The organism is Curtobacterium salicis (assembly GCF_011759505.1).
GTDB lineage: Bacteria > Actinomycetota > Actinomycetes > Actinomycetales > Microbacteriaceae > Curtobacterium > Curtobacterium salicis.
The window spans coordinates 640,846-667,132 of sequence record NZ_JAAOYO010000002.1 but is presented as its reverse complement, the minus strand read 5'-3'; the positions used below and the strand labels follow the sequence as shown (position 1 = coordinate 667,132).

The following is a 26,287-nucleotide window of genomic DNA, read 5'->3' as shown; positions in this document are numbered from 1 at the left end:
ACGGCGGACGGGAGGCACGGTGCGGGCCCGCACCGTGCCTCCCGTCCGTCCGTTCCTACTGGTCGGTCCGCGTGGTGCGGGGCAGGCCGGCCACGCGGCGGCGGACCAGGACGGCAGCACCCGCGGTCAGCAGCAGGAGCGCGGTCACCCCGAGGATCCCGAGACCGTTCGCTCCCGTGAAGGCGAGCTCCCCGCCGGGTCCGTCCCCGCCGGGGCGAACGGCACCCGCGGTGGGCGCACCTGCGCCCGGCTCGGGGACCACGGTGCCGTCGTCACCGGGGGCCGGCGACTCGGGGTCGCCCGGAGTCGGCGTCGGATCGGTCGGCGTCGGGTCGGTCGGCGTCGGGTCGGCCGGCTCCGTGGGGTCCGGGTCGGTGGGGTCGGGATCGACGGGGCCGGCGTCTGCCACGGCGACCACGAAGGGCACGGCGGTGCCGCTGCGGGTCCCGATCGACTGGACGGCCTCGGCGTCACCGGTGCCCAGGGCACGGACGAGCGCAGCGGTCCGCACACCGGAGTCGTCGGCGACGGACACCGACCAGGTGCCGTCCTCGGCGACCTCGGTGCTGCCGTCGACGGCGCCCGAGAGGGTGACGGTGGCGCCGGGGTGACCCGAGCCGGTGACGGTCGCCGGGACGACCTCGGTGCCGGGGTCGTCCACGGTCAGTGCGTCCAGGTCGGCTCGCGCGGTCAGCCACGCGTCGGCGCCGATCGGGTGGTCGACCACGCGGGTCTCCCCGATGCAGCCGTTCCACCCGTTCGTGGCGGCGTCGTCCACCCAGTCGCTGCCGAACAGCCACGGCATGCCGTCCTGCACGGTCTGGCCGCCGGTGTCGGTCGCGTTCCGGAGCACGGGAGCGCCGTCGATGTACATCGTGGTGGTGTGCGCGTCGACGTCGTTCACGAGCGCGACGTGCAGCCAGCGGCCGGGGATGATCTCGCCCGACCAGGCGGTGCGGTCACCCTTGCCGGCGTCGGCCGTCACCTCCGTCCACTGGAACTCCTTGAGGTTCGAGATGCCCAGGGCTGCGGGCGACGCCGTCCAGTCCCAACGGGTCTGCGGCACCCCGATCTGCGAGCGGTTGCCGCTCCGGACGATCGCCTTCGACCACGAGTTCGCGCCGTCGGTCCACGAGGGGTCGACCTCCAGGAAGGTCTCGATCGTGTAGCCGTCCGGGAACGTCGCCCGGTCGACGGTCGTGTCACCGGGGGAGGTGAGCGCGCTGAACCGCTTCGCCGCCTTGTCGGCGTTCGCGAAGCAGAGCCCCGCGCCGTCCGAGGACAGCGGGTGGGACTCGTCGACGACCGTCACGTCGCCGTCCTGGGCGGTCGGGGACCCCGACTCCGCGTGCGTCATGCGGGTGAGGTCGGCGTCACCGGCGACGTCGGCGACGGTCGCGCCGGGTGCGAGCACTCCGGCCTCCTGCTCACCGGGACGCCACCACGCGAGGGTGCCGTCGACGTCGGTGTGGTCGGCACGGCCGCCGGGGAGCTCGGTCGCGACGGGAGGCGCGCCCGTGAAGCCGTCGAGCAGCATCTGCCGTGCCCGCTCGTTGAGCGGCGGTTCGTCGGCGCTGCCGGCGCGGAAGTCCGGCGCGAAGCCCGCGAACCGGGTGCGGAAGTCGACCGGCACGCTGTACCGCTGGTTCGCGCCGTCGAGCAGCGGCTGGTCGTACGACGTCAGCGTCTCGGATGGCTTCCACGTCACCCACGGCGACGCGGTCTGCATCCCGAGCGTGCCGTTCGTCAGATCGAACTCGAGCAGCCCGAGGTAGCCGTCGCCGCCCTCGTAGTCCATCTGGTGGTCGATGAGGACCTGGGTGACCGCGTGCCCGGCGTCGTTCGTCCGTTCCTTCCACGTCGAGCCGTGGAAGTGGCCGTTGAGGGTGAGGAACACCTGGTCGTTCGGGGCGATCACGCTCTTCCAGAGGCGCTCGCCGTAGGCCGTGTCGACCGCGGTGAGTCCGTCGGTCGCGATGTTGATGACCTCGTGCGAGGTGAGGATCGTCGGCAGGGTGGGGTGCGCGGCGATGACCTGGTTCGCCCAGGCCAGGGTCTCGTCGGACGCACGCCACGGCAGCGCCAGGGAGAGGAATCGCTGGCCCTCGGCTTCGAAGACGTGGAACTGGCTCAACCCGGTGCGGTCCGTGCCGGACTCGACGGTCGGCTGGCCCGTGGCGCGGCTGGCGGGGAAGGTCTGCAGGTACGGCTCCCCGGCGAGGTCGTACGAGGTGTCGAACACGGTGTCGGCGGAGTTCCGCACGTCGTGGTTGCCGGTCGTCACGCTGTAGGGCAGTCCGGCGTCGTCGAGCACGGACATCGCCCGGTCCGCGGCCCGCCATTCGCCGGCCTGACCGACCTGGTCGACGACGTCGCCGACGTGGGTGACGAAGGGGATGTGCAGCTCGTCGGCGTTGTCGGCGAGCCACTGCGTCTGCACGTGGAACGGGTCGTCGCCGTACCGCGGCACGAACTGCGACGCCGAGTACCGGGAGTAGAACTGCGTGTCCGGCAGCACCGCGAGGGTGAACCGGGACGCGAGGTCGGCCGGCGCGGCGGCGGTCGGGGCGGCAGCAGCGGCAGCAGCAGCAGCGGGAGCCGGGGCGGCGGCGAGCGCCGGGAGGCCGACGGCGGCCGCGAGAGCCAGGGCGATGCCGCCCCGGGCGGCCGGACCGAGGGCGGATGGTCGATGACGAGAGCGATGTGGGGTCACACCGCGATGCTCGGGCGTGCGCCTGTCGTGGGTCTGTCGCGCCGGTTTCCTGTACGTGACCACAGTGTGAGCGGCAGGCGTCGCGCCGCGCTGCGCCGCACCGCTCCCACCGCAGCCGCCGCCGAGACCCCTGTCGTGCCCCCGGCGCGCCACGACGGCGGCCCGACGGTCACGACCAGCGGCGAACGGTCAGAACCAGCGCAGGACGAACTGCTCGAGCACGTTGCGGGCGACCGCGACCGGACCGCTCGGCGGGTCACCGCTGTCCTTGCCGATCGCGCGGAGCAGGGCGGTCTGCGCCTTCTCGTAGTCGCGGCGCTGCTCGCCCGAGTAGTCCTCCGGCGGGGCGGTGCGGCTGGTGCTGACCGACTCGAGCTGCCGCAGGCTGTACCGGTGGCCGACCGGGCGTGGGGCGGACTCGATGAGCTGCGCGAGCCGCATGTGGGGGTAGCGCGCGGGGGCGCCGGACGCCGCCGCGATGCAGTCCGTCAGCCCGCGCAACCCGGCGTCGGCACCGCCGGTCCGCAGGTGCACCAGCCGCGCGCGGCTGCACAGGTCGAAGAGCACTGCTTCGTCCATCGTCCGCCTCCCGGTCCTCGGACAGCGTGGCACACCTCGCCGTGCAGCGGGGCTCCTCCTTTGGATGCAAGTCCCGCAGGTGCCTCCCTCCGCCGGTCGTCCCGGAACGGTGGAGTTCCTAGCGTCGATGTCATGACGAACACCATCGAAGCCCGGTCGACGACCGGCACCGCGCAGCAGGACCGCCGCGGCGTCCGGGGCGTCATCACCCGGCACCCGCTGCTGACCTTCTTCACCCTCGCCCTCGGCCTGAGCTGGCTGGCCTGGGTGCCGTACATCCTGTCGCCGCACGGCATGGGCGTCTGGGACATCCACTTCCCCGAGGTGCTGGGCAGCGCCCAGTTCACCGGCGTCCTGCCCGGAGCGCTCCTCGGCCCGCTCGGCAGCGCGTTCATCGTGACCGCGGTCGCCGACGGTCGTGCCGGTCTCCGCCGCTGGGTGGGGCGGCTGTTCCGCTGGCGGGTCGCCTGGTACTGGTACGCGCTGGCGCTCGTCGTGGTCCCGGCCCTGATCGTCCTGTCCGCGGTGCCGTTCGCCGGCGGTGACGTGCACGCCCCCTCCGCGCTGGCGCTGTCGGCCCTGGTGCCCGGACTCGTCATCCAGCTGTTCTCCACCGGCCTGAGCGAGGAGCCCGGCTGGCGCGACTTCGCCCTGCCCCGCCTGCAGCACCGCTTCGGCGCACTCGGCGCCGCAGCGGTCCTCGGCCCGATCTGGGCGCTGTGGCACATGCCGCTCTACCTCAGCGACTGGGGCGGATGGCCGAATGCGCACTGGAGCGAGCCGGTCGTGTTCGCCCTCTTCACGATCACGTTCAACGTCGTGATGATCCAAGTGTTCAACAAGACCGGCGAGAGCCTGCCCCTCGCCCTGCTCCTGCACGTCGGCGTCAACAACACGATCTCGTCGCTGTTCCCCGAGATGTACCCGAGCATGACCGCCGGCACGCTGATGATCGGCCTGACGATCATGTCGACGGTCGCGGCCGTGGTGCTGCTCGTCGTCACCCGCGGTCGGCTCGGCTACGACCCGGCACGTCGGGCGCTGCCGATCGACGCCCCGATCCCCGTGCCGGTCCGGAAGCGCCTCGTAGGATCGCACGATGGCAACCGCTGAGCCGCGCCGGAGTGCGCCCGCGTCCGCGCCGGCACCCGCGCGCGCCGGCCGCCGCCGCACGGTCGGGATCGTCGCCCTCGGCACGTTCGTGGTCGCGCTCGGGCTGATGCTCGCGCTGCCGCCGCTCGACGCCGCCGACCCGGACACCGTCGGCCCCGCCGCGCACTACCCCGCCGTCGCCAGCACCGCGTGGACGGTCCTGTCGCTCGGCCTCGCCGCCCAGTCCGCCGCGCTGCTCCTGGCCCAACGAGCGCCGCAGACCATGCTCGTCACCGCGGCGGCGATCCCGGTGCTCGTGGCCGTCCTCGCGACCCGGTCGGCGGACCTCTTCGGCCTCACCACGCTGCCGGTCGTCGTCGCCGTGGTCCTCGCCGCCCTGCGGGTCCCGCTCGTGCGGCTGTGGCCGGCGCTCGCCGCAGCGTCCCTCCTGGTCGTCACCGGGGGAGCGGTGTTGTGGGGGCTGAACGCGGGCGGCTTCCGCGCCGACTTCGTCCAGGGCCTGACCGGCTCGATCGGGCAGGGCGTCCTGCAGGCCGTCGGTGCGGTCGGTCTGCCGCTCCTGATCACCCTGGTCGTGCTGTCCCGCCGCGAGGTCCGCGCCGCCCGCACCGCCGAGGCCACCGCCGTCGACCGGGAGGAGGACGCCCGCATCGACGCCGCCGTCTCCCGCGAACGTGCCGCGATGGCCCGGGAGCTGCACGACATCGCCGCCCACCACCTGTCCGGCATCGCCCTGATGTCCGCCGTCATCGACCGCCAGATCGACACCGACCCCGAGCGCGCCCACGAGGGGGTCCGCCAGGTCCGGGAGCAGAGCACCGCCGTCCTCGAGGACCTCCGCCGTCTGGTCGGCCTGCTCCGCGACGACAGCCCCGCTGAGCGCGCGGTGGAGACCGTCGCCGGGATCGTCGACCTGGTCGAACGGGCCCGGTTCCGCAGCGACGTCCGACTCGAGGTCCTGCCAGCAGCCGGAGCACCCCGTCCGCTCGGTGACGGTGTCGGCCCGCTCGCCCAGCTCGCCGCCTACCGCACCGTCCAGGAGGCCCTCGCCAACGCCGCCCTGCACGCCCCCGGATCGCCGTGCACCGTCACTGTCGACGACCGCGCCGACGACCACCTCGCCATCCGCGTCGAGAACGGGCCGGCCACCGTCCCCGCACTCGGCAGCACGCCCGCGGGGGGAAACGGACTGCGTGGCATGCGTGAGCGGGCAGAACTGGTGGGGGCGAGCCTCCAGGTCGGTCCGACGGACGCCGACGGCTGGTCCGTCAGCCTGCGTCTCGGCCGGGAGGCACACCCCACCGCCGCCCCGCACGTCGCGACCGCGGACACCGCGGCCGCGGACACGGCGACCTCGTCCGCGACCGACGCCACGGAAGGCCCCCGATGACCGACACGACGTCCGACGGCCGCACCATCCGCGTCTTGGTCGCCGACGACCAGCCCCTCGTCCGCGCCGGCGTCTCCGCCCTGCTCGACGCGGAACCCGACATCGAGGTCGTCGCCGTCGCGGCCGACGGCGGCCAGGCCCTGGAGCTCGCCCGGAGCACGCGGCCGGACGTGGCGGTCCTCGACATCCGGATGCCGGTCCGGAACGGCATCGAGGTCGCCCGCGAACTCTGCCGACCCGACGCCGACCCGGCCGTGCCGACGCTCATGCTCACCACGTTCGACATGGACGACCTGGTGTTCGGTGCCCTCGAGGCCGGGGCGTCCGGGTTCCTCCTCAAGGACGCCGAACCGGACGTCATCATCGGCGCCGTGCGGCAGGTCGCCGCCGGCAACGGCACCCTCGACCAGGCGCTCACCCGCCGGGTGCTCCGCGAGTTCGCCTCCCGCCGGAGCCTGCAGCCCGTCACGGGCGACCGCGTCGACGGCGTCCTCACCGCCCGCGAACGCGACGTGCTCCTCCTGCTCGCACAGGGGATGTCGAACGAGGAGATCGCGGCGGAGCTCGTCGTCGAGGTCTCCACGGTGAAGTCACACCTGGCACGCATGCTGCCGAAGCTCGGCGTCCGGTCCCGCCTGCAGGCCGTCGTCTGGGCCTACCAGAACCGGATCGTGACCGTCCCGGACCTCGGCACGTAGAGCCGTTCGGCGCTGCCAAGCGGCTACCAAGTGCTCCGCTGTCACTCCGCGGGTGCATGATGAGCGCGGCCGTCGTCCGCACGGCCCGGACTGGAGAGCACCACCGTGACCGAGACCCGCGCCTCGTCGCAGTCGTCAGACCACCCCTCGGGTGGGCACGACTCCCAGCCCGGTGACGCCGGCCCCGGCGACGACGCCACGCACCCCGCGAAGGCCTCGCAGCGCCCCGGCACCCGGGAGGCCGCTGGGCACCGTGGCAAGGCGGGCCTGGCCCTCGCGGCGCTCGGCGTCGTGTTCGGCGACATCGGCACCAGCCCGCTCTACTCGATGCGCACGGTGTTCTCCGTGGACGGCGGCATCGTCCGACCCGTCCCCGAGGACGTCTACGGCGTCATCTCGCTGCTCTTCTGGTCGATCACCATCGTCGTGTCGATCAAGTACGTGCTCGTGCTCATGCGCGTCGACAACCACGGTGAGGGCGGGGTGATGGCGCTCGCCGCACTCGCCCGACGCCTGCACGCCAACCGACCCGGCGGCACCACGGTGTTCCTGGTCATCGGCATCGTCGGCGTCTCCCTGTTCTACGGCGACTCCGTGATCACCCCGGCGGTGTCGGTGTTGTCCGCGGTCGAGGGTCTGGGCACCGCAGCACCGTCCGTCGAGCACCTCATCGTGCCGATCGCCGCCGTGATCCTCATCGGCCTGTTCATCGTGCAGCGCTTCGGCACCGCGAAGGTCGGCGCCTCGTTCGGGCCGGTGATGATGATCTGGTTCATCGTCATCGCGGTCGCCGGCATCCCGCGCATCGTCGAGCACCCCGGCGTCCTGCAGGGCCTGTCCCCGACATGGGCGATCGCGTTCCTGTTCGCGCACCCGTTCATCACGTTCATCGCGATGGGCGCCGTCGTCCTCGCGATCACCGGAGCCGAGGCGCTCTACGCCGACATGGGCCACTTCGGGCGGATGCCGATCCTCCGCGCCTGGTTCTTCGTGGTGTTCCCCGCGCTCGTCTGCAACTACCTGGGCCAGGCAGCCCTGGTGCTCGAGGACCCGACCGCCACGAAGGACCCGTTCTTCCTGCTGTTCCCGAACTGGGCGCAGCTGCCCGTGGTGATCCTGGCGACCGCGGCGACCGTGATCGCCAGCCAGGCCGTCATCTCCGGGGCGTTCTCGCTGACCCGCCAGGCCGTGCAGCTCGGGCTCCTGCCGCCGCTGACCATCCGCCAGACGTCGAAGCGCGAGGGCGGCCAGGTCTACCTGCCGGCCGTCAACCTGCTGCTCTTCATCGGCGTCATGGCGATCATGCTGGCGTTCCGGTCCTCGGCCGCACTCGCCACCGCGTACGGCGTCTCCGTCACCGGTGCCCTGGTCGTCGACACCCTGCTGCTGCTCGTCGTCGTCAAGCCGCTCTGGCGCTGGGCGACCTGGAAGCTCGTCACCGTCGCCGTGGTGTTCGGCGGCCTCGAGCTGACGTTCCTCGCCGGCAACCTGTCCAAGGTCCTGCACGGCGGCTGGGTCCCGCTGCTCATCGCCCTCGCCGTGATCACCCTGATGACGACGTGGCACCGCGGTCGGCAGCTCGTGCAGATCGAGCGTCGGAAGCGCGAGGGGTCCCTCGCCGAGTTCATCGAGACCGTGAACGCCGACCACATCCCGCGCGTGCCGGGCATCGCGGTGTTCCCGCACCCGAACAAGGAGACGACCCCGCTCGCACTCCGGGCGAACGTCGAGCACAACGGCGTCGTCCACCAGCGGGTCATCATCGTGTCCGTCCTCACCGCCAACGTGCCGCACGTGGCGCTGGAAGAGGCCTTCCGTCGCGACGAGCTCGGCTACGACGACGACGGCATCGACCACATCACGATCACGTTCGGGTTCTCCGACGACCAGGACCTGCCCGCCGCGATGCGTGCCGCGTGTGCCGGAGGCGTGATCGACCTGTCGCAGGAGGACATGTCGAAGGCGTCGTACTTCATCTCACGCGGCGCACTCCGGACCGGTGCGGGCAAGGGCGGCATGGTGTCGTGGCGGCGGAAGCTGTTCGTGGCGATGGCGCACAACGCTGCCGACCCGGCCGCGCGGTTCGGGCTGCCGCTCCGCCGCACGGTGACGATGGGCAGCGACGTCGAGGTCTGACGCGCGCTGCGCGCCGGCGCCGGCTGCGCCGCTCGCCGAGACTCGGTTGGGCGGACACATCGCGCCCGCCGGCAGCCGCAGAGTGTCCGCCGGGCCGAGCCTCGGTGCGGGCCGCCGGCGGCCGGCGCGCGGCCGCGGCCGCCGCGGCTAGGCCGGGAGGCGCTCGGCGGCACCGGGGACGACGAGCTGCCACGGGCCTCCGCCCCGGACCCGCGTCAGGTACAGGCGGTAGCTGCCGGGCTCGGCGAGCGGGTCGCCGTCGACGTACTCGACCGGCTCGCCGCTCGTGGTGCACTGGTCGGAGGTGGCGATCACGTCGATCCGGTCGTCGCGGGTCCGGCCCTTCCGGACGTCGGTGACCGTGGCCTCGTACACGCGGTACCGGCCGGCCACCTCGACCGTGCGGTCCGTCGGCCGGACGTCGGCATCGACGACGAGGGACGCTTCGTGCGCCTGCTCCGCCGGGGTGAGTGAGACGTAGTCGACACACTGCCCGGCCGTCGTCGCGCACCCGGCGAGGCCGCCCCCGAGCGTGCACACGATCCCGATCGCCAGCGCTGTCTTCCCCCACCCCATGCCGTCAGTGTGCTGCACGCACCCGCCGTCGTCCAGGTCCGCCGAGCCTCGCCCTACTCCCGGAGGCGCGCCAGCTCACCCCGGTACGTGCTGAGCTGCGCGACGAGCCCCTCGCTGGCCCGGGAACCGCTGAGGTCCCCGAGCAGCCGGTCGACCCGCCGGAGCACCGCACGCTGGTCGGACTGCGAGAGCGTCCGGAAGCGGTCCGCGTCCGGCAGCTGCCCCGGCCAGCCGTCGTCGTCCGAGGTCGCGACCGTGGTCTGCACGACGGCCGACGCGCCCGAAGGACGCACCACGTCCGAGGAGGCGTCCGGACTCGCGACGGTCGCCGCCGCGACGCCCGTCCCGGCGATGGCCAGGACGAGGGCCAGCGTGGCCAGGGTGACAGCGGTCTTCTTCTGCATCACGTGCTCCGTTCGACGGCCGCGTTCTGCGGCGCTGCCGCGGACTGCGGCAGACCGCTCACTGCGGCAGGTACCAGCCTCTGACGAGGCGGACGGGAGGCGCATCGGCGGAAGGTGGTGCGCCTCCCGTCCGTTCGACTGATCGTCGGGACGCGACCCCTCCGTCCTTCGGGGGAGGCGCGGAGCAGCCTCGGGCGGCTAGCCTCACGCCATGCGTCCTCTCCCGATCCCGCCGTGGGCGCGGTCCGCCCTGGCCGGGGTGGCGTTCCTCGGGGCTGCGCTGCTCGCGATGGAGGGGCTGCACCGCGCCGGTTGGTACCCGACGCGACTCGACGACTACCGGGTGACCGCGGCCCTCGTCTCCCTCTGCATCGTCGTCGGCCAGCGGCTGCCGTACCCGCTGCTCGTGGCGGTCGGGGTCGTCGTGGCGTGGCCCTGGTGGACGTTCGACGTGCTGACCGTGCGGCTCATCCCGCTCGTCATCGCCGTCTACCTGGCGTGTGCGGGCGGGCGCCGGGTGCTCGCCGTGCTGGCGGTCGTCGCCGTGCCGACGTTCCTGGCGATGTTCCTGCCGCTCCGCGACGTCCCGATCGGCGACTGGCCGTACGCCCTCCGCGCCTGGCGCATGTGGTCGACGGACGCGGACTGGTCGACGATCGTCCTGATGGGGATCCTGCTCGTGGCATGCGCGTTCCTCGGCCGAGCCACCGCCCGCCGCCGTCGGTCCGAGCTCGTGCTGCAGCGACGCAACGAGGAACTCGTCCGCCTGCGGGAGTCCGACCAGGCCCGCATCGCGTCCGAGGAACGCACCGCCGTCGCGCGCGAGGTCCACGACGTCGTCGCGCACCACATGGCCGCCATCGTCGTCCGCTCGCAGGCCCTGGTGCGGGTCGGCGTCGCGGACCAGGCCGAGTTCGCCGAGTACGCCTCGTGGGTCGCCGGCACCGGGCAGCAGGCGCTGTCCGAGATGCGGAAGGTCGTCCGGGTGCTCCGTGCGGGTGGGGACGGCGGCACGACCGACGCCCCGGTGTCCCTGCGGGGTGCCCTCGAGGACGCCGTCGACCGCGTCCGCGCCACCGGTGTCCGGGTGGACGCCGACCTGCGGGTGCCCGAGACCCTGGGCGTGATGCAGGACTTCGCCGTCCTCCGCGTCTGCCAGGAGGCCCTGACCAACACCCTCGTGCACTCCGACGGCTCCGCGGTGCGGATCAGCCTGGCCGCGTCGCCGGACCGCATCCGACTCGAGGTCCTGGACGACGGCGGCTCCGGCGGCAGCCCGCGCGTGCCGGAACTGGCCGCCGGTGGCGCCGGGATCCGGGGGATGCGGGAGCGCGCTGCCTCCATCGGTGGTGTCCTGGACGCGGGTCCGGCCGAGGGCGGCGGCTGGCGCGTCACGCTCGAGGCGCCCCGGGAGGCACGTGTCCCGACCGCGGGCAGGCCGCGGTCCGTCGCGGGGTCGGCGGGTGCGGGGTCGGCGGGTGCGGTCGGTCCGGTGGCGGCTGCTCCTGTTCCTGCTCCTCCTGCTGCTGCCGGTCAGCGGGCGGTCGCCTCGTGATCCGCGTGGTGATCGTCGACGACCAGGCCGTGGTCCGCACCGGTCTCGGCATGATGGTCGACGCCGAACCCGACCTGACCGTCGTCGGCCAGGCTCCGAACGGGGCCGAGGCGATCGCCGTGTGCGCCGACCTCCGCCCCGACGTCGTGCTGATGGACGTCCGGATGCCCGTGCTCGACGGCATCTCGGCCACCCGGTCGATCGTGTCCGCCGGCACCGCGGGGGCGGTCGTCATCCTCACGACCTTCGACGACGAGGAGTACCTGCTCGACGCCGTGCAGGCCGGAGCGCTCGGGTTCCTGCTCAAGGACGCCGGCCCGGACCTGATCGCCGCCGGGGTCCGCGCGGCGCACACGGGCGACACCCTCATCGCGCCGTCGATGACCCGCGCGCTGCTCGAGAACCGGTTGCTCGGAGTGCGGTCCGGCGCCGCCGCCGGTTCGACTGCCCCCGAGCCGCCGGCCGAACACGCCCCGGTGCTGGCGTCCTTGAGCGCCCGCGAGCGGGAGGTCCTCACCGCCCTGGTCCGCGGCGCCAGCAACGCGCAGATCGCGAAGGACCTGTGGATCAGCGAGGCCACCGTGAAGACCCACATCAGCAGCGTGCTCGGCAAGGTCGGGGCCGCGAGCCGGGTGCAGGCCGTGGTGTTCGCGTACGAGAGCGGTTTCGTCCGGCCGGACTGGTCCGCGTAGGCGCGCGGCCCGGCGCGGGCGGGCGTGGCCGCGGCTCGCGCTGGGCGACAGCGCTCGCATGCGCCGGTACGTGCGCTGTCGCTGAGCGCGAGCCTCGGCGAGCGGACGAGCGGACCCGGCCCGCCGCCCCTCAGGCGGCGCGGGACCGGGAGAGTGGCGCGGCCGCGACCTCGGTGGCCTCGGCGGGGGCGGCCTCGCGGCGGATCGCGATGACGGTCACGTCATCGTCGTGCGGCACCTCGGCCGCCCGCGCGGTGAGGGCCGCGATGAGCGCCGCCGGCGTCCGATCGGCCCGTGCGAGCTCGGCGACCGAGTCGACGGCGTCGTCGCGCCCGCCGAACAGGTCGAGCACCCCGTCGCTGAACGAGATGAGCAGGTCGCCCGGCTCGAGGGTGCCGGTCGTCGTCGCCCACTCGTCCCGGAGGCCCATCCCCAGCGGCAGGTCGACCGAGCGCAAGCGCTCCACCCCGCCGGCAGCACGGAGGATGAAGCTCAGCCCGTGCCCGGCGTCCGCCCACTGCAGCGACCCGTCGTCGTCGATGCGGGCGTGGAACAGGGTGGTGAAGGTGACGTCGGTACCGGCTCCCTCGGCGGCGAGGCCGTCGGAGGCGCGGCGCAGGGCCTCGGAGGCGTCGTCCACCGTGCGGGCGCTCCGGATCGTGGCGCGGACCGCGGCGGCGATGAGTCCGGCGCCGACGCCCTTGCCCATCACGTCCCCGAGCCCGACGGCGATGCCGTTCTCGGTGCGGTACCAGTCGAAGAAGTCGCCGCCGACGCTCTTCGCCGGCATGCAGACACCGGCGACGGTGACGCTGTCGCCGAGGCCGTCGCTCGAGGTGGGCAGCAGGGAGCGCTGGACGTCGGCGGCGCGGCTGATCTCCTCGCGGATCCGGTCCTCGCGTGCCTGGGCGGAGCGCACCGAGCGACGGGCCCGGCGGGAGAGCTCGTGGACGATGACGGCGACGGTGCCGAACACGACGACGGTGATGCCGAGGCGGACGAGCTCGCTCGCGCGCGGTGTGTTGCCGGGCTGCAGGACGTAGGGCGCCAGGATCACGAGCGTCACGCCGAGGACCGCGTAGACGATCGTGCGTCGGCCGTCGAGGGAGGCCCACCACACGACGGGCAGCACCACGAGCGAGGTGAACACCGATGCCCCGGCACCGGTGCCGGTGCGGAAGAGGGCGAGGGACACGAAGTCGACGGCCAACAGGATCGGGATGAGGGACACCGCACGGGGGAACTGCAGTGCGAACACGGCCAGGATCGTCGCGACCGCCGTCGCGACGAGGCTGGCGAGGAACATCGGGGTGTCGCTGACCTCGAGCGTCGGCAGCGTCAGGGTCAGCAGCGCGCCGAGGGCCAGCAGGCCGCTGATCGGGGCCTGCCGGACGAGGGGGTTGTCGATGACGCTGGTTGGGCGAGACATGCTCAGCCGAGGCTACTGGACAACGGTCCGGTCCGGCGGGGCGCGGACCCGAAGAGGGGGTGACCCATCCGACACCTGTCGTACAACGAGGACGGCGGGGCACCCGTTCCCGGGTACCCCGCCATCCTCTGCGTCATGCTGCCGCGCTGCGGACCTACTCGGCCCGGTGGCGTCGGCGGCGCTGTGCCAGGAGCAGCCCGCCCGCGGTGAGCAGCACCACGGCGAGGATCCCGATCGGTACGACGTTCGCACCCGTCCAGGCGAGGGCGCCGTCACCGGCGGAGGGCGTGCCTCCCGGCTGTGCACCGGCACCACCGTTGCCGACGTCACCACCGTTGCCGGTGCCCGGACCAGCGCCCGGACCGTTGCCAGCGCCCGGACCGTTGCCGGCACCCGGACCGGTCCCCGGCGTCGGCGTCGGCGACGGCGAGCCCGGCGTGGGCGACGGCGAGGCCGTCGGCGGCGTGGTGGCCGCCACGGTCACCGTGAACGCGGTCCGTGCCAGGACGACACCACCCACCGAGGCGGACACCGAGACCCGTCCGGAGGCGGCCGTGGTCGGCACCGGCAGGTCGGCGCGGAACGTGCCGTCGGCCGCCGTCTGCACGGTGACCCGGCCGCCGAGCGCCGGCGTCGTCGACAGCGTGACCGTCGCGTTCGCCGGGAACCCGGTGCCCGTGACGGTCTGCGTGTCACCGGCGGCGACGCGCGGCGACTCGACCTGGAGGCTCGGCACCGCAGCCGCGAGGCTCGAGTACCGCACGATGGTCCGGTCCGTCACCGAGCGCTCGGCGACCGGCACCGTGATGGTGCGGCTGTCGGCGTCGTACGTCCAGTCGGACGCGGCGACGGGGGCCCCGTCGATCGTGACGGACTCCGGTCGGTCGGCGTCGGTGAAGGTCGCCGTCCACGAGCGGTCGCGCACCTGGCCGGTGAACGAGCCGTCCGCGGGGGCGATGTCGAGCGTGCCGCCGTCGGCCTGCTTGGTGAACCGCATCGTGGTCGAGGCGGAGTCCGACGCCGCACGGGCCGTGGTGCCGGCGGGAGTCGGCTGACCCTCGCCCGAGTCCTCGTGCAGGGCGAAGCTGCCCTCGGCGCCGGTCGCGACCGTCACCGTGACCGCGTCGAGCGGTGCGGCGTCGTTCGCGACGTGGTGCGAGCGGGTCGGGACGATGCCGCCGCTGCGGACGAACACCGGCATGGTGCTCAGGTCCGTCGTGACGTCGGCCGTCGTGCCGCCCTTGTACGTCGTGCCGGTGAACCAGTCGGTCCACGAGTCGCCGGCCGGGAACCACACCGAGGTGGTCGCGGTGCCCGCGTCGTTGTTCGCCGTGGTGACCGGGGCGACCAGGACGTCCTTGCCGTACAGGTACTCCTTGCCGGCCTGCGCGTAGGACTCCTGCGCCTCCGGGTACTGCAGGTAGAGCGGCTGCAGCATCGGGGTGCCGGTCGTCGTGGCGTCGGCGGCCAGGGTGTACGTCAGGGGGAGCAGGTCCTCGCGGAGGTTGAGGAACTGCTTCGCCGACGCGTTTGCCTCGGCCGGGTACTGCCAGGGCAGCCGGTCGCTGTGGTTGCTGTGCAGGCGGTCGATCGGCTGGAAGGCACCGAACTGGACCCAGCGTGCGTACATGTCCGGCGGCAGCTGGGTCGTGCCCGGTTCCTTGCCCTCGATGCCGTACTGGCCACCGTTGTGCCCACCGATGTCGTGGCTGATCGCCGAGAGGCCGGTCGCTGCCGACTCACCGGGCGTGTACCCGACCTGGGCGGCGAGCTCCTCCCATGACGACGTGGTGTCCCCGGTGAAGTGCACGGTCGTGCGCTTGTCGGCCCAGGGGCCGGTCGCCACGGCCTGCGGGTTGCCGTAGCCACCCGCGGTCAGCGAGCCGTACGCACGGGAGAACGCCAGACCGCGGCCCTTGAGCTGCGCGTCCGTGTACTTCGCGTACTGCTGGTTGATGAACGCGTCCGGCGTGACACCGTTGGCGGAGTACTTCGAGTTCTCACTGCAGCACCAGTCGAGCCACCACATGTCGACGCCCTTCGGCTGCAGCGAGGTGTGCAGGTCGAAGTAGGCCTTGAGCTGGTCGGGGTCCGACCAGTCGAACAGGTAGCGGTCGCCGTCGCCCTTGGTGAGCTTGCCCTTCGCGGTGGCCTGCGCCTCGGCGAACTTCGGGTCCTTGCTCGAGATCGACGGGTGGATGTTGAGGGTGTTGTGGATGCCGTCGGCGTGCCAGTCGGCGAGCAGGCTCGTCATGTCGGGGATGCGGGCCGGGTCGACCGACCAGCCGTCCCACTTGCTGTCACCCTGGTTCGTCGGGCTGCCGACCTTGTAGTCGGTGTCGATCGCCATGACGTCGACGGGGACGCCCTCGGCCTTGAAGCGCTTCGCGATGTCCAGGTAGTCCTGCTGCGAGCGGTCGTAGTACTCGGAGTACCAGACGCCGTAGGCCCACTGCGGCAGGAGCTTCGACGGCCCGGTCAGGGTCGCCAGGTCCTTCAGCGCGGTCGTGTACTCGGTGCCGTACCCGAAGACGTAGCCGTCCTGGTAGCCCTTGCCGCCGTGGTCGCCACGGGGCGTGGTCTGCTCCGTTGTGGTGTCGTAGAGCGCCGAAGCGGTGTCGTCGAGCAGCGACCAGCCGTCCTGGTACAACAGACCGGGGTTGGTCTTCGCGGCACCGTTCGCCGTGTCGAGGTCACGACGGTAGCCACCGAGCGGAGCGTGCGCGGCGAGGACCGGCGAGCTCTGGTCGACGACGGCGATCGTGTCGAAGTTCACGTTGCAGTTGTTCGCCACGGTCGGGCAGCCGATCGCGACGTCGTTCGTGCCGGCGGCCAGGTGCACCGGGATGGTCGCCGTGTTCCAGTAGTCCCACCCGCTGGTGCGGGGGAGTTCACCGGTCGTGGCGGTCTGGCCTGCGGGGGCGGCCGTCAGCGTCGGCGTCGCGGCGGAGCCGTTGGCGTACCGGACCTGCAGCGCGTAGTCGCCCGCCGCCGGGACACCCGTGACGTGGGCGTTCATCTGCGCACCCGCCCGCTCGAACCCGGCGACGAACCCGTCACCGGCGAACCCGTTGTGGTTCGTCGCCACGGTCGCGGGGTCGGTGCGTGCGGCGTCCTCGGCCTGGCAGACGACGCCGAAGGCGCAGTCCTGGCCGGCGGAGGCAGCGGTGGGTGCCGGGTAGGCGCCTCCCGCGGGGACGATCGCCAGGCTGTCGACGTTCACGCGGCCGGAGTCCGAGTCGCCACGGACGATCCGGACGGTGTGCTGTCCGGCGGTCAGGTCGAGGGCGGCGCTGGTCTGCTTCCACTCGTCCCAGTTCGCACCGGCGGGCAGGCGCAGCGTGACCGGGGCCCCGCCGTCGATGACGATGCTCAGGGTGCGGGTCTCGACCTTGCCGTCGCCGCCCTGGTTGTTGGCGTAGCGCATGGCCAGGTCGTACGACCCGGCCTTCGCCACGTCGGTGCGGAACGTCATCGAGTTGCCGACGTTCTCGAACCCGGCGGCGAAGCCGGCACCGGTGTACCCGGCGTGGTCCGTCGCGTTGGCGAGGCCCTGCAGTGCGAGCGCCTCACCTTCGCAGAGCGTGCCGATCGCGCAGGAGGGCGTCTGCGTCGTGACCCAGGGCGAGCCGGTGACGGCCTGACCCACGGAGGTCTTCAGTGTCACGCGGAGGTTGTCCTGGCTGAAGTCGCCGGTGCCCTCCCGGTACTGCACGGTCATCGAGCCGGTGTCGAGCGTCAGCCAGCCGTCCTGCACGGTCTTCGTGAACGGGGTGGCGGCGAAGTCGTCACGCCCGACCACGTTGAACGTGCCCTGGTCGGTGAACTGTCCATCGCCGGCGTACTCGGTGCGGATCAGGGTGGGGGAGAGGACCTGGAAGCGGGCGTCACCCGACACCACCGTCCGGGCGTCCGGCGCGGCGGCGGCCGGCAGGGCGGAGATGCCGAGGCCGCCGAGCGCGAGCGCTCCGACGACGGCTGCGGCGAGGGACGACCCGAGGACGCGGCGGCGCCCCCGGGTCGGGATGAGAGTGGGACGCAAGGGGTGGGCTCCTCGTGGACGGCGTCGTCCGGTTTCGGGAAAAGCGCGGGCGCCCCCTAGGCGCCCGCGTTACAACGTGGGAAACTGTAGGGCCTCATAGCTCCCGCATGGAAGACCGCAAGCAGGATGTGTCGCCTCGGCGGCGCTCAGCGGACCAGACGGGAGGCACGGATCGCCCCGTGCACAGCGCTCCTTTCCCAGGGCATGGAGACGCCGACGGGCCACCGGCCGCGACGGAGGTCGCACCCGGTGGCCCGCCAGGATCAGGCAGTGCTGTCAGCTCACTTCCCCAGGGCGGTGAGGAACCGGTTCGTGTACGACAGGGCAGCGTCCGGACGGGAGCTGCACGTCGCCGAGGCAGTGCTCTGCGCACACGGGGTGTCGCGGTCGAGCGACCAGTAGTGCACCCCCGCGAGCGCGTTCGCGCGGGCGTACGCCGAGACCGTGTCGACGTCGGCGAGCGTGAACACGTTGCTCACGACGTCGTTGACACCGATCATCGGCGTGACCTCGATCTTGCTGAACGGCGTGCCGTAGGTGTGCTGCAGGTTCTTGACCGCCTGCACCGTCGAGGCCCCCATGTCGCAGGCGCCGTTCGTGACCACGCACGCCGCCGAGGACGGACCGCCGAAGTCCATCGTCATGAGGTTGATCGTGTAGTTCGTCAGACCCGAGGCCTTGACCGCCGTGACGGTCGTGTCCCCGGTGCTGTTCAGCCCGGCGAAGGAACCGTCCGACGCCGCCAGGGTCGCCAGCGTGAACGAGAACCGGAGCTTCGGGTACTGCGCCTGCGCCGCCGCTGCCGAGCTGACGAGCGCCCGGATGTCGGCAGCGGACTGGCCGCTCTCGATGTCGAAGTCGATGCCGACCAGGTGCGGCGACGCGTAGCGGGCGATGAAGGCGTTCATCCCTGCCCCGGTGGCGCACTTGAAGGAGCCGGCCGCGCCTCCCGTCGAGATGACGTAGTCGACGCCCGCGGCGTCGAGCGCCGGGACGTTCGCCTTGGCGAACGCATCGCCGGCCACGCCACCCCAGTTCTCACTGCCGCACGTCCCGGTCGCGAAGGCGAGCGACAGTGCGCGCAGCTTCGGGACCTTCGTGGCGAGACTGTTCGACCCGCCGGCCACGGGGATCGTGCTGCCGGTGACGGCGGTCTGCATCACGTTGGTGTTCCAGTTCAGGTTCACCGTGACGTCCTTGTACGGACTGAACAGCGTGCCGGTGGCGGTGCCCGTCCCCGTACCGCCGCCCGTTCCGCCCCCGCCGGTCCCCCCGCCGCCGGTCCCGCCCCCGCCGGTGCTGCCCGGCGTGCACGTGCCCGCCGTGGTCCACGGCTGGCCGGAGCCCGTCGCCCCGGAGTGGGTCGCCGGGTCGTCGCCCTGCGTCCACCAGTTCGCGGTGTAGTTGGTGGTGCCGGTGCTCACGCTCGCGCCGCCGGAGTACGCGGTGGACGCGCTCCAAGCCGGTGCGCAGGCCGTCGCGGCGCTCGCCGGTCCGGCGGTGACGAGTGCTCCGCCGAGCACGAGCCCGGCAACCGACGCGACGACCCCGAGACGCCTGACCCGACGTCCGATCGATGGTGTTCTGGTCATGACAGATCCTCCACGATGGGCGACCCGGGCGACGCTGCCCGAGTTCGCGGGAGGTTGCGAAACCTCCTTGCGTATTCGTACTGCGATCGCCGGCGGATGTCTGTCCGCATTTCGTGGGACGAGTGCGCCTCACCTTCGGGGAGGCGCGTGACCGGTCAGTCCAGGAGGCGCGTGACCGGTCAGCGGGGCCAGGTCGCGACGACCGCCACCGCGTTGAACAGGACGTGCGCGAGGATCGCGCCGCCGATGCGGTCGGTCATCGCGACCAGCGTGCCGGTCAGGGATCCGAGCGCGAAGATCGTCAGGAACACCCGGAAGCCCTCGAGCTGGGTCGAACCGGCGCCGAGGAGGACATGTAGGACCGCGAACAGGAACGCGGTGAGCAGCACGGCCAGGAACCGGGTCCGGGGGGTCAGTTCGGCTGCCATCCGACGCTGGAAGAGCCCGCGGAAGAAGACCTCCTCCAGGAACGGGCTCACCAGCACGATGCCGATGGCCGACACGATCAGCAACGTCTCGTCCGGCGTCCCGAGGGTCGGCGCCGGGGTCAGCCCGGTCGAGCCGGTGAACGCCAGGCCGAGGAAGACGTCGAACACCCGGCACAGGATCACGATGCCGATCGCGAAGATCGCGTCGCCGAGCCCCAGGCGGAGCCGCGCTGCGCCGTCCGTGCTCGCCGATCGGCGCAGCACCCAGACGATGCCCGCGACGAGCGGCAGCCAGACGGCGAAGTCGGCCACCACGACCTGCATGACGGGCGGCTGGATCTTGCCGGCGGTGCTGAACCCGGACGCGACCCGGGCGAGGATGACCGCCACCCCGAGCGCGACCAGCAGGATCACGAGGTCTCGCTGGCGACTGGTGTCGGGCTCGGCGTGGGTCACGTCGGACTCGGTGCTCATGCGCTCACCGTAGAGGACCGACGGACCAGAACGGCCGATACAGCCGAGCGTTGCTCGATCATGTGGCACTATTTGAATGCCGTACACCGGGACATCCCCGGGCACTCGTGTTGGGACCACGAGAGAGCGGCGGGATCGTCGGGGAAGGCGGGCCGCGTGGAACTACGCGACTACATCACCGTGCTGCGTAAGGGATGGGTCCTCATCCTGGTCTTGGCACTCGTCGGAGTTGCCGCTGCCGCAGGCTTCTCGTTGCTCAAGAAGCCGGTGTACTCCGCTTCGGCGCAGGTCTTCGTCTCGACGGAGACCTCGGGCAGCGCAAGTGACCTGGCGCAGGGCAACACCTTCACCCAGCAGCGCGTCCTGACGTACTCGAACCTGGTGTCGACCCCGATCGTGCTCCTGCCGGTCATCTCGAAGCTCCAGCTCGACATGAACGCCGAGCAGCTCGCGACGATGGTCTCCGCGACCGCGCCGACCAGCACGACCCTCATCTCGATCAGCGTCAACGACACGGACCCCGTGCAGGCCGCCGACATCGCGAACGCGACGTCACAGAGCCTGACCAACGTCGTCGAGGACATCGAAGCCACCGACGAGAAGGGCTCGAGCAGCGTCAAGCTCACCCGCGTCAAGCAGGCTGACGTGCCGAGCGTCCCGGTCAGCCCCAACGTGCCGGTGAACGTCGTACTCGGCCTGCTCGTCGGGCTCGCCCTGGGCGTCGGCATCGCGGTCCTCCGCGAGACGCTGGACAACCGCGTCCGCACCGAGCAGGACGTCGAGAAGATCAGCGACAAGCCGGTCGTCGGCGGCATCGCCTTCGACAGCAAGGCATCCGAGCGGCCGCTCATCGTGCAGGTCGACCCGCGAAGCCCGCGGGCAGAGTCGTTCCGCACGCTCCGCACGAACCTGCAGTTCCTGGACATCGGCACCGGCGCCCGCACCTTCGTGATGACGTCGTCCGTGCAGTCCGAGGGCAAGAGCACCACCGTCGCCAACCTCGCGATCGCGCTCGACAGTGCCGGCTTCCGCGTGATCCTCATCGACGCCGACCTCCGCCGTCCCCGCGTCGCCGAGTACATGGAGGTCGAGACCAACGCCGGCCTGACCGACGTGCTCATCGGGCGCGCCGAACTCGAGGACGTCGCCCAGCCCTGGGGTCGCGGCAACCTCGTGGTCCTGCCGGCCGGTCAGATCCCGCCGAACCCGTCCGAGCTCCTCGGATCCCGCGCCATGCAGGACCTCATCGAACGCCTGGAAAAGGAGTTCGACTACGTCCTCTTCGACGCACCGCCGCTGCTGCCCGTCACCGACGCCGCGATCCTGGCAAAGAAGGCCTCGGGCGCGATCGTCGCCGTGGCCTCGGGCAAGACGCACAAGGGCCAGCTCGCCGCCGCGGTCTCGGCACTCGAGAGCGTGGGCGCACCCATCGCGGGCTTCGTCATCACGATGATGCCCGTCCGCGGCCCGGGAGCCTACGGCTACGGCCGGTACGGCTACGGGTACGGCTACGGCGTCGAAGAGGGCGAGAACACACCGAAGGTCAATCCGCCCAAGCGCGGCGGAAAGAAGCTCGGCGCCTTGAGTCGCGCCGAGCGCTGAAACGGGGTCGGGGGACATGAACAATCGCCGGGGGACCCGAAACCTCGGCTCGTCGCTCACGCGAACTACCCTCGTCTGGGTCGCCATCGTGATCGTCGTGCTGGTCGTCATCGACATCGCACTCGTCACGCTCGCCCTGGGACGCACCGCGCCGAACGCCGGTGACCCGGCGGGTCCCATCCCGACCTTCGCCAGCTCTCCGGACTCCAGCACCGATCCGACCTCCACCGCTTCCGCGGACGCCACGGGCGTGACGCGTCGCCTCCTCACCGTGGTGGACGGCGAGGAGGCGTGGCGCGCCACCGGCACGACGTGCGGCGCTTCAGCACCGACCCTCGAGCACACCGTCGACGGCGGCGCGACATGGGCGCCGGTCGTGCTCGGACCGGACGTGTCGACGCTCATGGCGATACGGGCCTCCAGTGAGGACCTGACGATCCTGGCCGGGGTCGGCGAAGACTGCACCACCACCGTGCGCACCAGTGTCGACGACGGCGCCACCTGGACGGCCGGAAGCCCCGGCGCGGCTGGCGTCGGTGTCTCGACGGCCGGCATCGTCCTCCCCACGGGAGTCGTCGAGCCGCCCTGTGACCGCCCGAAGGAGGCGTACCAGGGGCAGCAGACCTCGGTCGTCATCTGTGACGGGAAGGTCGAGTGGCGCTCCGGCGCTGGCGAGTGGGTGGAGGTCCCGGTCCGCGGGGTCCGCGCGATGGCGGACAACGGCGACGAGTACCTGCTCGCCCGTGTCGATGACGAAGCGTGCAAGGGCGTGGAGATCGCCTCGATGACGGCGATCGACGTGACACCGGAGACCGGGACTCCCGCCGTCGGGTGCGCCGCCGACGCCGCGACGACCGGCCCGATCAGCCTCGACCGTGCCGGAGACGACATCTGGCTCTGGGCCGGCGACGCCGTCTCCGTGTCTGCAGACGGTGGCGCGACGTGGTGACCGGATGGCGCCCATGACCGCGGGCGCGATGCGGGTCGCCCCGTCGACAGGGTCCACCGAGGCGTGGAGTCGCTCGTTCTCGCGCCGCGTCCTGGTCACCGACCTGCTCGCCCTGTTCTGGGTCGTGTTCGGCGTGCAGATCGCCTGGCTCGGTCTCGACTCCAACCTGGCCACCAACACGGCCGACCTGCGCCTGAGCTACACGGGCATCTCCGTCGTCGTGATCGTCGTCTGGATGACCGCCCTGGCGCTCTACGACACCCGCGGGCACCGCGTGATCGGCGTCGGCAGCACCGAGTACCGCCTGGTCGCAGACGCCAGCGTCCGGGTCTTCGGGTTCCTGGCGATCGTCGCGTACCTGCTGCACGTCGACCTGGCCCGCGGGTACATCCTCATCGCGTTCCCGGTCGGCATCGTCGTCCTGCTCATCTCGCGGTGGATGTGGCGCCAGTGGCTGGTGGCCGAGCGCAAGCGCGGCAACTACTCGGCGAAGGTCCTGCTCGTCGGCTCCACGAGCAGTGTGCTGCACTTGGCCCGTGAGCTCGGGCGTTCTCCGGAAGCCGGCTACCGCGTCGTCGGAGCGGCCGTGTCCGCCGGAACCCACGGCACCCTGCCCGGCTCGACCGTGCAGAGCTTCGGCGGCTTCGACGACCTGACCGCCGCCCTCGCCACCACCGGAGCCGACACCGTCGTCATCACCAGCGCCGACGACCTGCCCCCCGAGCGCGTCCGGCAGCTCAGCTGGTCGCTCGAGCCCGGCCGCCAGCACCTGGTCGTCGCGCCGAGCCTCACCGACATCGGTGGCCCGCGCATCCACACTCGCCCGGTGCAGGGCCTGCCGCTCATCCACGTCGAGACGCCGACCTACACGGGCCGCAAGCTCTACACGAAGCGGGCTTTCGACATGATCGGCTCGACGCTGCTCATCCTGGTCCTGTCGCCCGTCCTACTGGTCCTGGCGCTGCTGGTGAAGACCACGTCGACGGGGCCGGTGTTCTTCCGCCAGGAACGCGTCGGCCTGAACGGCAGCACCTTCCGGATGATCAAGTTCCGGTCGATGGTCGTCGACGCGGAGGCCCGCCTGCAGGAGCTCAGCCAGCTGGACCGTGCCGAGGGCAACGACGTGCTGTTCAAGATGAGGAACGACCCGCGCGTCACCCGCGTCGGCGCCTTCATGCGGCGGTACAGCCTGGACGAGGTGCCGCAGCTGTTCAACGTCCTGGTCGGCGACATGTCGCTGGTGGGACCGCGGCCGCCGCTCGCCACGGAAGTGGCGCTGTACGACTCTCACGTGCACCGGCGCTTCTTGGTGAAGCCAGGTATGACCGGGTTATGGCAGGTCAGCGGGCGGTCCAACTTGTCGTGGGAGGATTCGGTGCGTCTCGACCTGTTCTATGTGGAGAACTGGTCTCTGCTCGGGGACATCGTCGTGTTGTGGCGGACGCTCCGCGCAGTCGCCCGGAGCGAAGGCGCATTCTGACGCTCCAGTTCGGGTCACTTGAAGTTCGATCAATGAGGCGGTTGCAGTGATCAGGTCGATGTTCCTGTCGTCTGGAGCGCGTGCGATCGGGCTGCCCGTCACCGCGGTCGCCGCTGCCCTCACCACCTTCCTGATCGTGGACGAGCGAGGTGCAGCCGCCTACGGGTATGTCATGTTGCTCGGACTCCTCTTCCAGCTCATCCCCTTCGCCGACCTGGGGATGGGAGCCGCGGTCACCACGGCGGTCGCGGTCCAGAACAGGAGTGAGGTCGACCGTTCCCACGCTGCGGACGTCGTCCGTGCTGCGTTCTGGATGCTGGTCTGTTCAAGCGTCGTCCTCGTCGTCGCCGCGCTGACCCTCACTGCATTCGATGCGTGGGGTGGGGCACTGCAGATCCCCGGATCGTTGACGAGTCAGGCTCCCTTCGCGCTGGTTACGGCTTTCGTGCCGTTCGCCATCTCGCTCCCATTGGGCATCGGCCAGCGGATATTGCTCGGCCAGGGCAAGAACCACTACGTCAACCTCATCGCAGTCCTGGGGCCCGTGGCGGCGCTCGCAACGACCTGGCTCCTCCTCCGAGCCGATCTCGCGTCGATGTACCTGGCCATGGCAACGCCCCTGGGCGTGATGGTCGTCGCTGCGATCTGCTTCGTCACAGCGTTGCGTACCTCGGGCCTGGACGTCCGGGAGATCCTCTCGCCGCGGCGGATCCGGCGAGACGTCATCGCACAGGTGTGGCGTTCTGCGGGCCCGATGCTCGTCATCATGATCACCGTCCCGGTCGCCCTGCAGAGCGACCGGATCATCCTCGCTCACGTCGGGACCGGTCGGGACGTTGCCAGCTACTCCGTCGCCGCGCAGTTCTACACACCCACGTTCTCCCTCATCTCCACTGCGGCTGTGGCTCTCTGGCCGATATTCGCGCAGGAGACCTCACATGCTCTCCGTCAATGGAAGCGGGCTGTTGCCGCCTTGGCCGTCGTTGGTGGGATGGCAGCTTTCTGCTACGGAGTGCTCATTCGACCCGTCGCTGATCTCTTGACCAATGCCAAGGCGCCGGTCGACTTGAGCCTGGCCGTCGCGTTCGCAGTCCTCATCTTGGTGATGGCCCTCCATCAACCGTCGGCCATGTTCCTCACGACCGCCGACGGACTCCGGTTCCAAGCAATCTGCTCGGCGTTGATGGTCGTCGTTAATATCCCGCTTTCGTTGTACCTCGCACACCAGATGGGGTCGGCCGGACCGGTTTGGGGATCGATCATCTCGACGGCGGCGTTCCAACTGATCCCTGCGGCGATCCGCGCGGCGCGGGTGGCACGAAACCGGGAGATCGAGATGGCGGCTCGCGCATGAGTCGTTTCCGGAGCCCCGGCGTCGTCCTGTACGACCCGAACGGGAGGAATCCGTACGGGAACGAGCTCGCCGTCGTGTTCGGCCTGCTCGGCATCGCGGTTCATCACTGGGTTCCGCGAGCTCGCGACTACGTCCCAGACGCGGGCATCCGTGTCATCCCCGGGCTCGCTGGACCGATAGCTGATTCGAATCAGCGGCTGCGGAGCGTTGCGCGCCGATTCACCGGTCCACTCAGATCGATCATCCTCCAGCCGCTCCGGCGACCGGTGGTTGCAGCCTGGAACGTTGACATCTGGGACATGGTGCTTCTCGGCCTCCGCGCGGCGCTCGGGGCGCAGGTCCTGGTCGTGTTGCACAACCCTCGTCAGGTCGCCGGCAGATCCGGCCGGTGGGTGCGATTCGAGAAGCTCCTGCTCGCAAGATGCACCGTCTGTGTGCACTCCGTTCGATTGCAGCAGATGGCGGCCGAGGACTTCCCGGTGGTGAAAGTGACGCCACATCCGCCGTTCCTTTCATCTGTCCGGGGCACGTCAGGGTGGACTCCTCGTGCCCTAGAAGGCGTTGCAGGTCTGCCGCGGGTCAGCTTCATCGGTGACCCTCGCCCTGACAAGGGCGTCAACGACATCCCCGCGATCGCTGCTGCCGTCGGCAGATCCTTCGAGCTGCAGATCCTCGCCTCCGGCCGTGCACCACAACACGTCGTCGAGATGCTCGCGGAGCACGGAGTGCTCGTGCGCCATTCCGCCGACGACGGCCCCTTGAGCGACGGCGATCTGATCGCGGCGTTGCTCACATCGTCATGCGTCGTGGCTCCGTACCGTTCCGTGACGGAGAGTGGCTCCATCCGGCTCGCAACCGCTGTCGGAGTTCCGGTGTTCGCCTACGACACCGATGGAGTTCGGGAGATCCTTCCCCGGTCGCAACTGGCCGCTAGCCCAGAGGCCCTAGGGGAGATGATCGGCAGTCAGCTCCGAAGCCCGGCGGCGCCGATCGGTCAGCTGTCTCTCGAGGACCAGTTGCAACGCTCCCTCGAAGCCTGGAAGGACGTCCTCCGTGTTGCGGATTGAGGCACCATTGCTCA

General features: G+C 71.4%; 19 protein-coding genes. 11 read left to right on the top strand and 8 right to left on the bottom strand.

The window, feature by feature from the left end:
* Window positions 1-55: 55 nt before the first annotated feature.
* Together E9228_RS17550 and E9228_RS07470 are read right to left on the bottom strand one after the other, a co-directional pair.
* Window positions 56-2,713, bottom strand: a complete 2,658-nt coding sequence (locus E9228_RS17550; RefSeq protein WP_208385620.1) for a LamG-like jellyroll fold domain-containing protein — start codon at window positions 2,711-2,713, stop codon at window positions 56-58.
* Window positions 2,714-2,902: 189 nt separating this feature from the next.
* A complete protein-coding gene (locus E9228_RS07470; protein ID WP_166779925.1) occupies window positions 2,903-3,292 on the bottom strand; it encodes a hypothetical protein in 390 nt (129 codons plus the stop codon).
* 132 nt (window positions 3,293-3,424) lie between these two features.
* Here E9228_RS07470 and E9228_RS07465 point away from each other — a divergent pair, with 132 nt between their 5' ends.
* The 4 genes from E9228_RS07465 (at window position 3,425) to E9228_RS07450 (ending at window position 8,629) form a co-directional block, all read left to right on the top strand.
* The gene (locus E9228_RS07465; protein WP_166779924.1) at window positions 3,425-4,405 is read left to right on the top strand and encodes a type II CAAX endopeptidase family protein; all 981 of its coding nucleotides are present in this window, start codon (window positions 3,425-3,427) and stop codon (window positions 4,403-4,405) included.
* Window positions 4,392-5,795 (top strand): sensor histidine kinase, encoded by a 1,404-nt coding sequence (locus E9228_RS07460; RefSeq protein WP_166779923.1) that lies wholly within the window; start codon window positions 4,392-4,394, stop codon window positions 5,793-5,795. Before E9228_RS07465 ends, E9228_RS07460 begins: the two co-directional genes overlap by 14 nt.
* A complete protein-coding gene (locus tag E9228_RS07455; RefSeq protein WP_166779922.1) occupies window positions 5,792-6,493 on the top strand; it encodes a response regulator in 702 nt (233 codons plus the stop codon). The genes E9228_RS07460 and E9228_RS07455 overlap by 4 nt, the downstream gene beginning before the upstream one ends.
* Before the next feature lie 105 nt (window positions 6,494-6,598).
* Complete coding sequence (locus E9228_RS07450) at window positions 6,599-8,629, top strand: potassium transporter Kup (protein ID WP_341849827.1); 2,031 nt, start codon at window positions 6,599-6,601, stop codon at window positions 8,627-8,629.
* Window positions 8,630-8,776: 147 nt separating this feature from the next.
* On the opposite strand, the gene E9228_RS07445 is transcribed toward E9228_RS07450, so the two are convergent.
* Both E9228_RS07445 and E9228_RS07440 read right to left on the bottom strand, forming a co-directional pair.
* Window positions 8,777-9,223 (bottom strand): hypothetical protein, encoded by a 447-nt coding sequence (locus tag E9228_RS07445; protein WP_166779921.1) that lies wholly within the window; start codon window positions 9,221-9,223, stop codon window positions 8,777-8,779.
* Between the two features lie 35 nt (window positions 9,224-9,258).
* Window positions 9,259-9,609: a hypothetical protein gene (locus tag E9228_RS07440; protein ID WP_166779920.1), complete on the bottom strand. Its 351-nt coding sequence runs from the start codon at window positions 9,607-9,609 to the stop codon at window positions 9,259-9,261.
* Window positions 9,610-9,820: 211 nt separating this feature from the next.
* Here E9228_RS07440 and E9228_RS07435 point away from each other — a divergent pair, with 211 nt between their 5' ends.
* Together E9228_RS07435 and E9228_RS07430 are read left to right on the top strand one after the other, a co-directional pair.
* Complete coding sequence (locus E9228_RS07435; protein ID WP_166779919.1) at window positions 9,821-11,164, top strand: sensor histidine kinase; 1,344 nt, start codon at window positions 9,821-9,823, stop codon at window positions 11,162-11,164.
* Between the two features lie 5 nt (window positions 11,165-11,169).
* Window positions 11,170-11,856, top strand: a complete 687-nt coding sequence (locus E9228_RS07430) for a response regulator (RefSeq protein WP_341849825.1) — start codon at window positions 11,170-11,172, stop codon at window positions 11,854-11,856.
* A 130-nt stretch (window positions 11,857-11,986) separates the two neighbouring features.
* Here E9228_RS07430 and E9228_RS07425 read toward each other — a convergent pair whose 3' ends face one another.
* The 4 genes from E9228_RS07425 to E9228_RS07410 all read right to left on the bottom strand — a co-directional run bounded on the left by E9228_RS07425 (window position 11,987) and on the right by E9228_RS07410 (window position 19,821).
* Window positions 11,987-13,285 carry a PP2C family protein-serine/threonine phosphatase gene (locus E9228_RS07425; protein ID WP_166779917.1) on the bottom strand — a complete coding sequence of 433 codons (1,299 nt, stop codon included), beginning with the start codon at window positions 13,283-13,285 and terminating at the stop codon, window positions 11,987-11,989.
* A gap of 154 nt (window positions 13,286-13,439) precedes the next feature.
* Complete coding sequence (locus tag E9228_RS07420) at window positions 13,440-17,327, bottom strand: TIM-barrel domain-containing protein (RefSeq protein ID WP_208385619.1); 3,888 nt, start codon at window positions 17,325-17,327, stop codon at window positions 13,440-13,442.
* Window positions 17,328-17,608: 281 nt separating this feature from the next.
* Window positions 17,609-18,919 carry a carbohydrate-binding protein gene (locus E9228_RS07415; RefSeq protein WP_166779414.1) on the bottom strand — a complete coding sequence of 437 codons (1,311 nt, stop codon included), beginning with the start codon at window positions 18,917-18,919 and terminating at the stop codon, window positions 17,609-17,611.
* Window positions 18,920-19,098: 179 nt separating this feature from the next.
* On the bottom strand, window positions 19,099-19,821 hold the full coding sequence (locus E9228_RS07410) for a CPBP family intramembrane glutamic endopeptidase (RefSeq protein WP_166779916.1): 723 nt from the start codon (window positions 19,819-19,821) through the stop codon (window positions 19,099-19,101).
* 156 nt (window positions 19,822-19,977) lie between these two features.
* Here E9228_RS07410 and E9228_RS07405 point away from each other — a divergent pair, with 156 nt between their 5' ends.
* From E9228_RS07405 to E9228_RS07385, 5 genes are read left to right on the top strand one after another with little or no spacing between them, the layout of a single operon-like run.
* Window positions 19,978-21,423 (top strand): polysaccharide biosynthesis tyrosine autokinase, encoded by a 1,446-nt coding sequence (locus E9228_RS07405; protein WP_166779915.1) that lies wholly within the window; start codon window positions 19,978-19,980, stop codon window positions 21,421-21,423.
* Between the two features lie 16 nt (window positions 21,424-21,439).
* Window positions 21,440-22,372, top strand: coding sequence for a beta propeller repeat protein (locus E9228_RS07400; protein ID WP_166779914.1), 933 nt, complete (start codon window positions 21,440-21,442; stop codon window positions 22,370-22,372).
* Window positions 22,373-22,385: 13 nt separating this feature from the next.
* A complete protein-coding gene (locus E9228_RS07395; protein ID WP_252727786.1) occupies window positions 22,386-23,852 on the top strand; it encodes a sugar transferase in 1,467 nt (488 codons plus the stop codon).
* A gap of 46 nt (window positions 23,853-23,898) precedes the next feature.
* Window positions 23,899-25,206, top strand: a complete 1,308-nt coding sequence (locus E9228_RS07390) for an MATE family efflux transporter (RefSeq protein WP_166779912.1) — start codon at window positions 23,899-23,901, stop codon at window positions 25,204-25,206.
* The gene (locus E9228_RS07385) at window positions 25,203-26,273 is read left to right on the top strand and encodes a glycosyltransferase family protein (protein WP_166779911.1); all 1,071 of its coding nucleotides are present in this window, start codon (window positions 25,203-25,205) and stop codon (window positions 26,271-26,273) included. Before E9228_RS07390 ends, E9228_RS07385 begins: the two co-directional genes overlap by 4 nt.
* Window positions 26,274-26,287 lie beyond the last annotated feature (14 nt).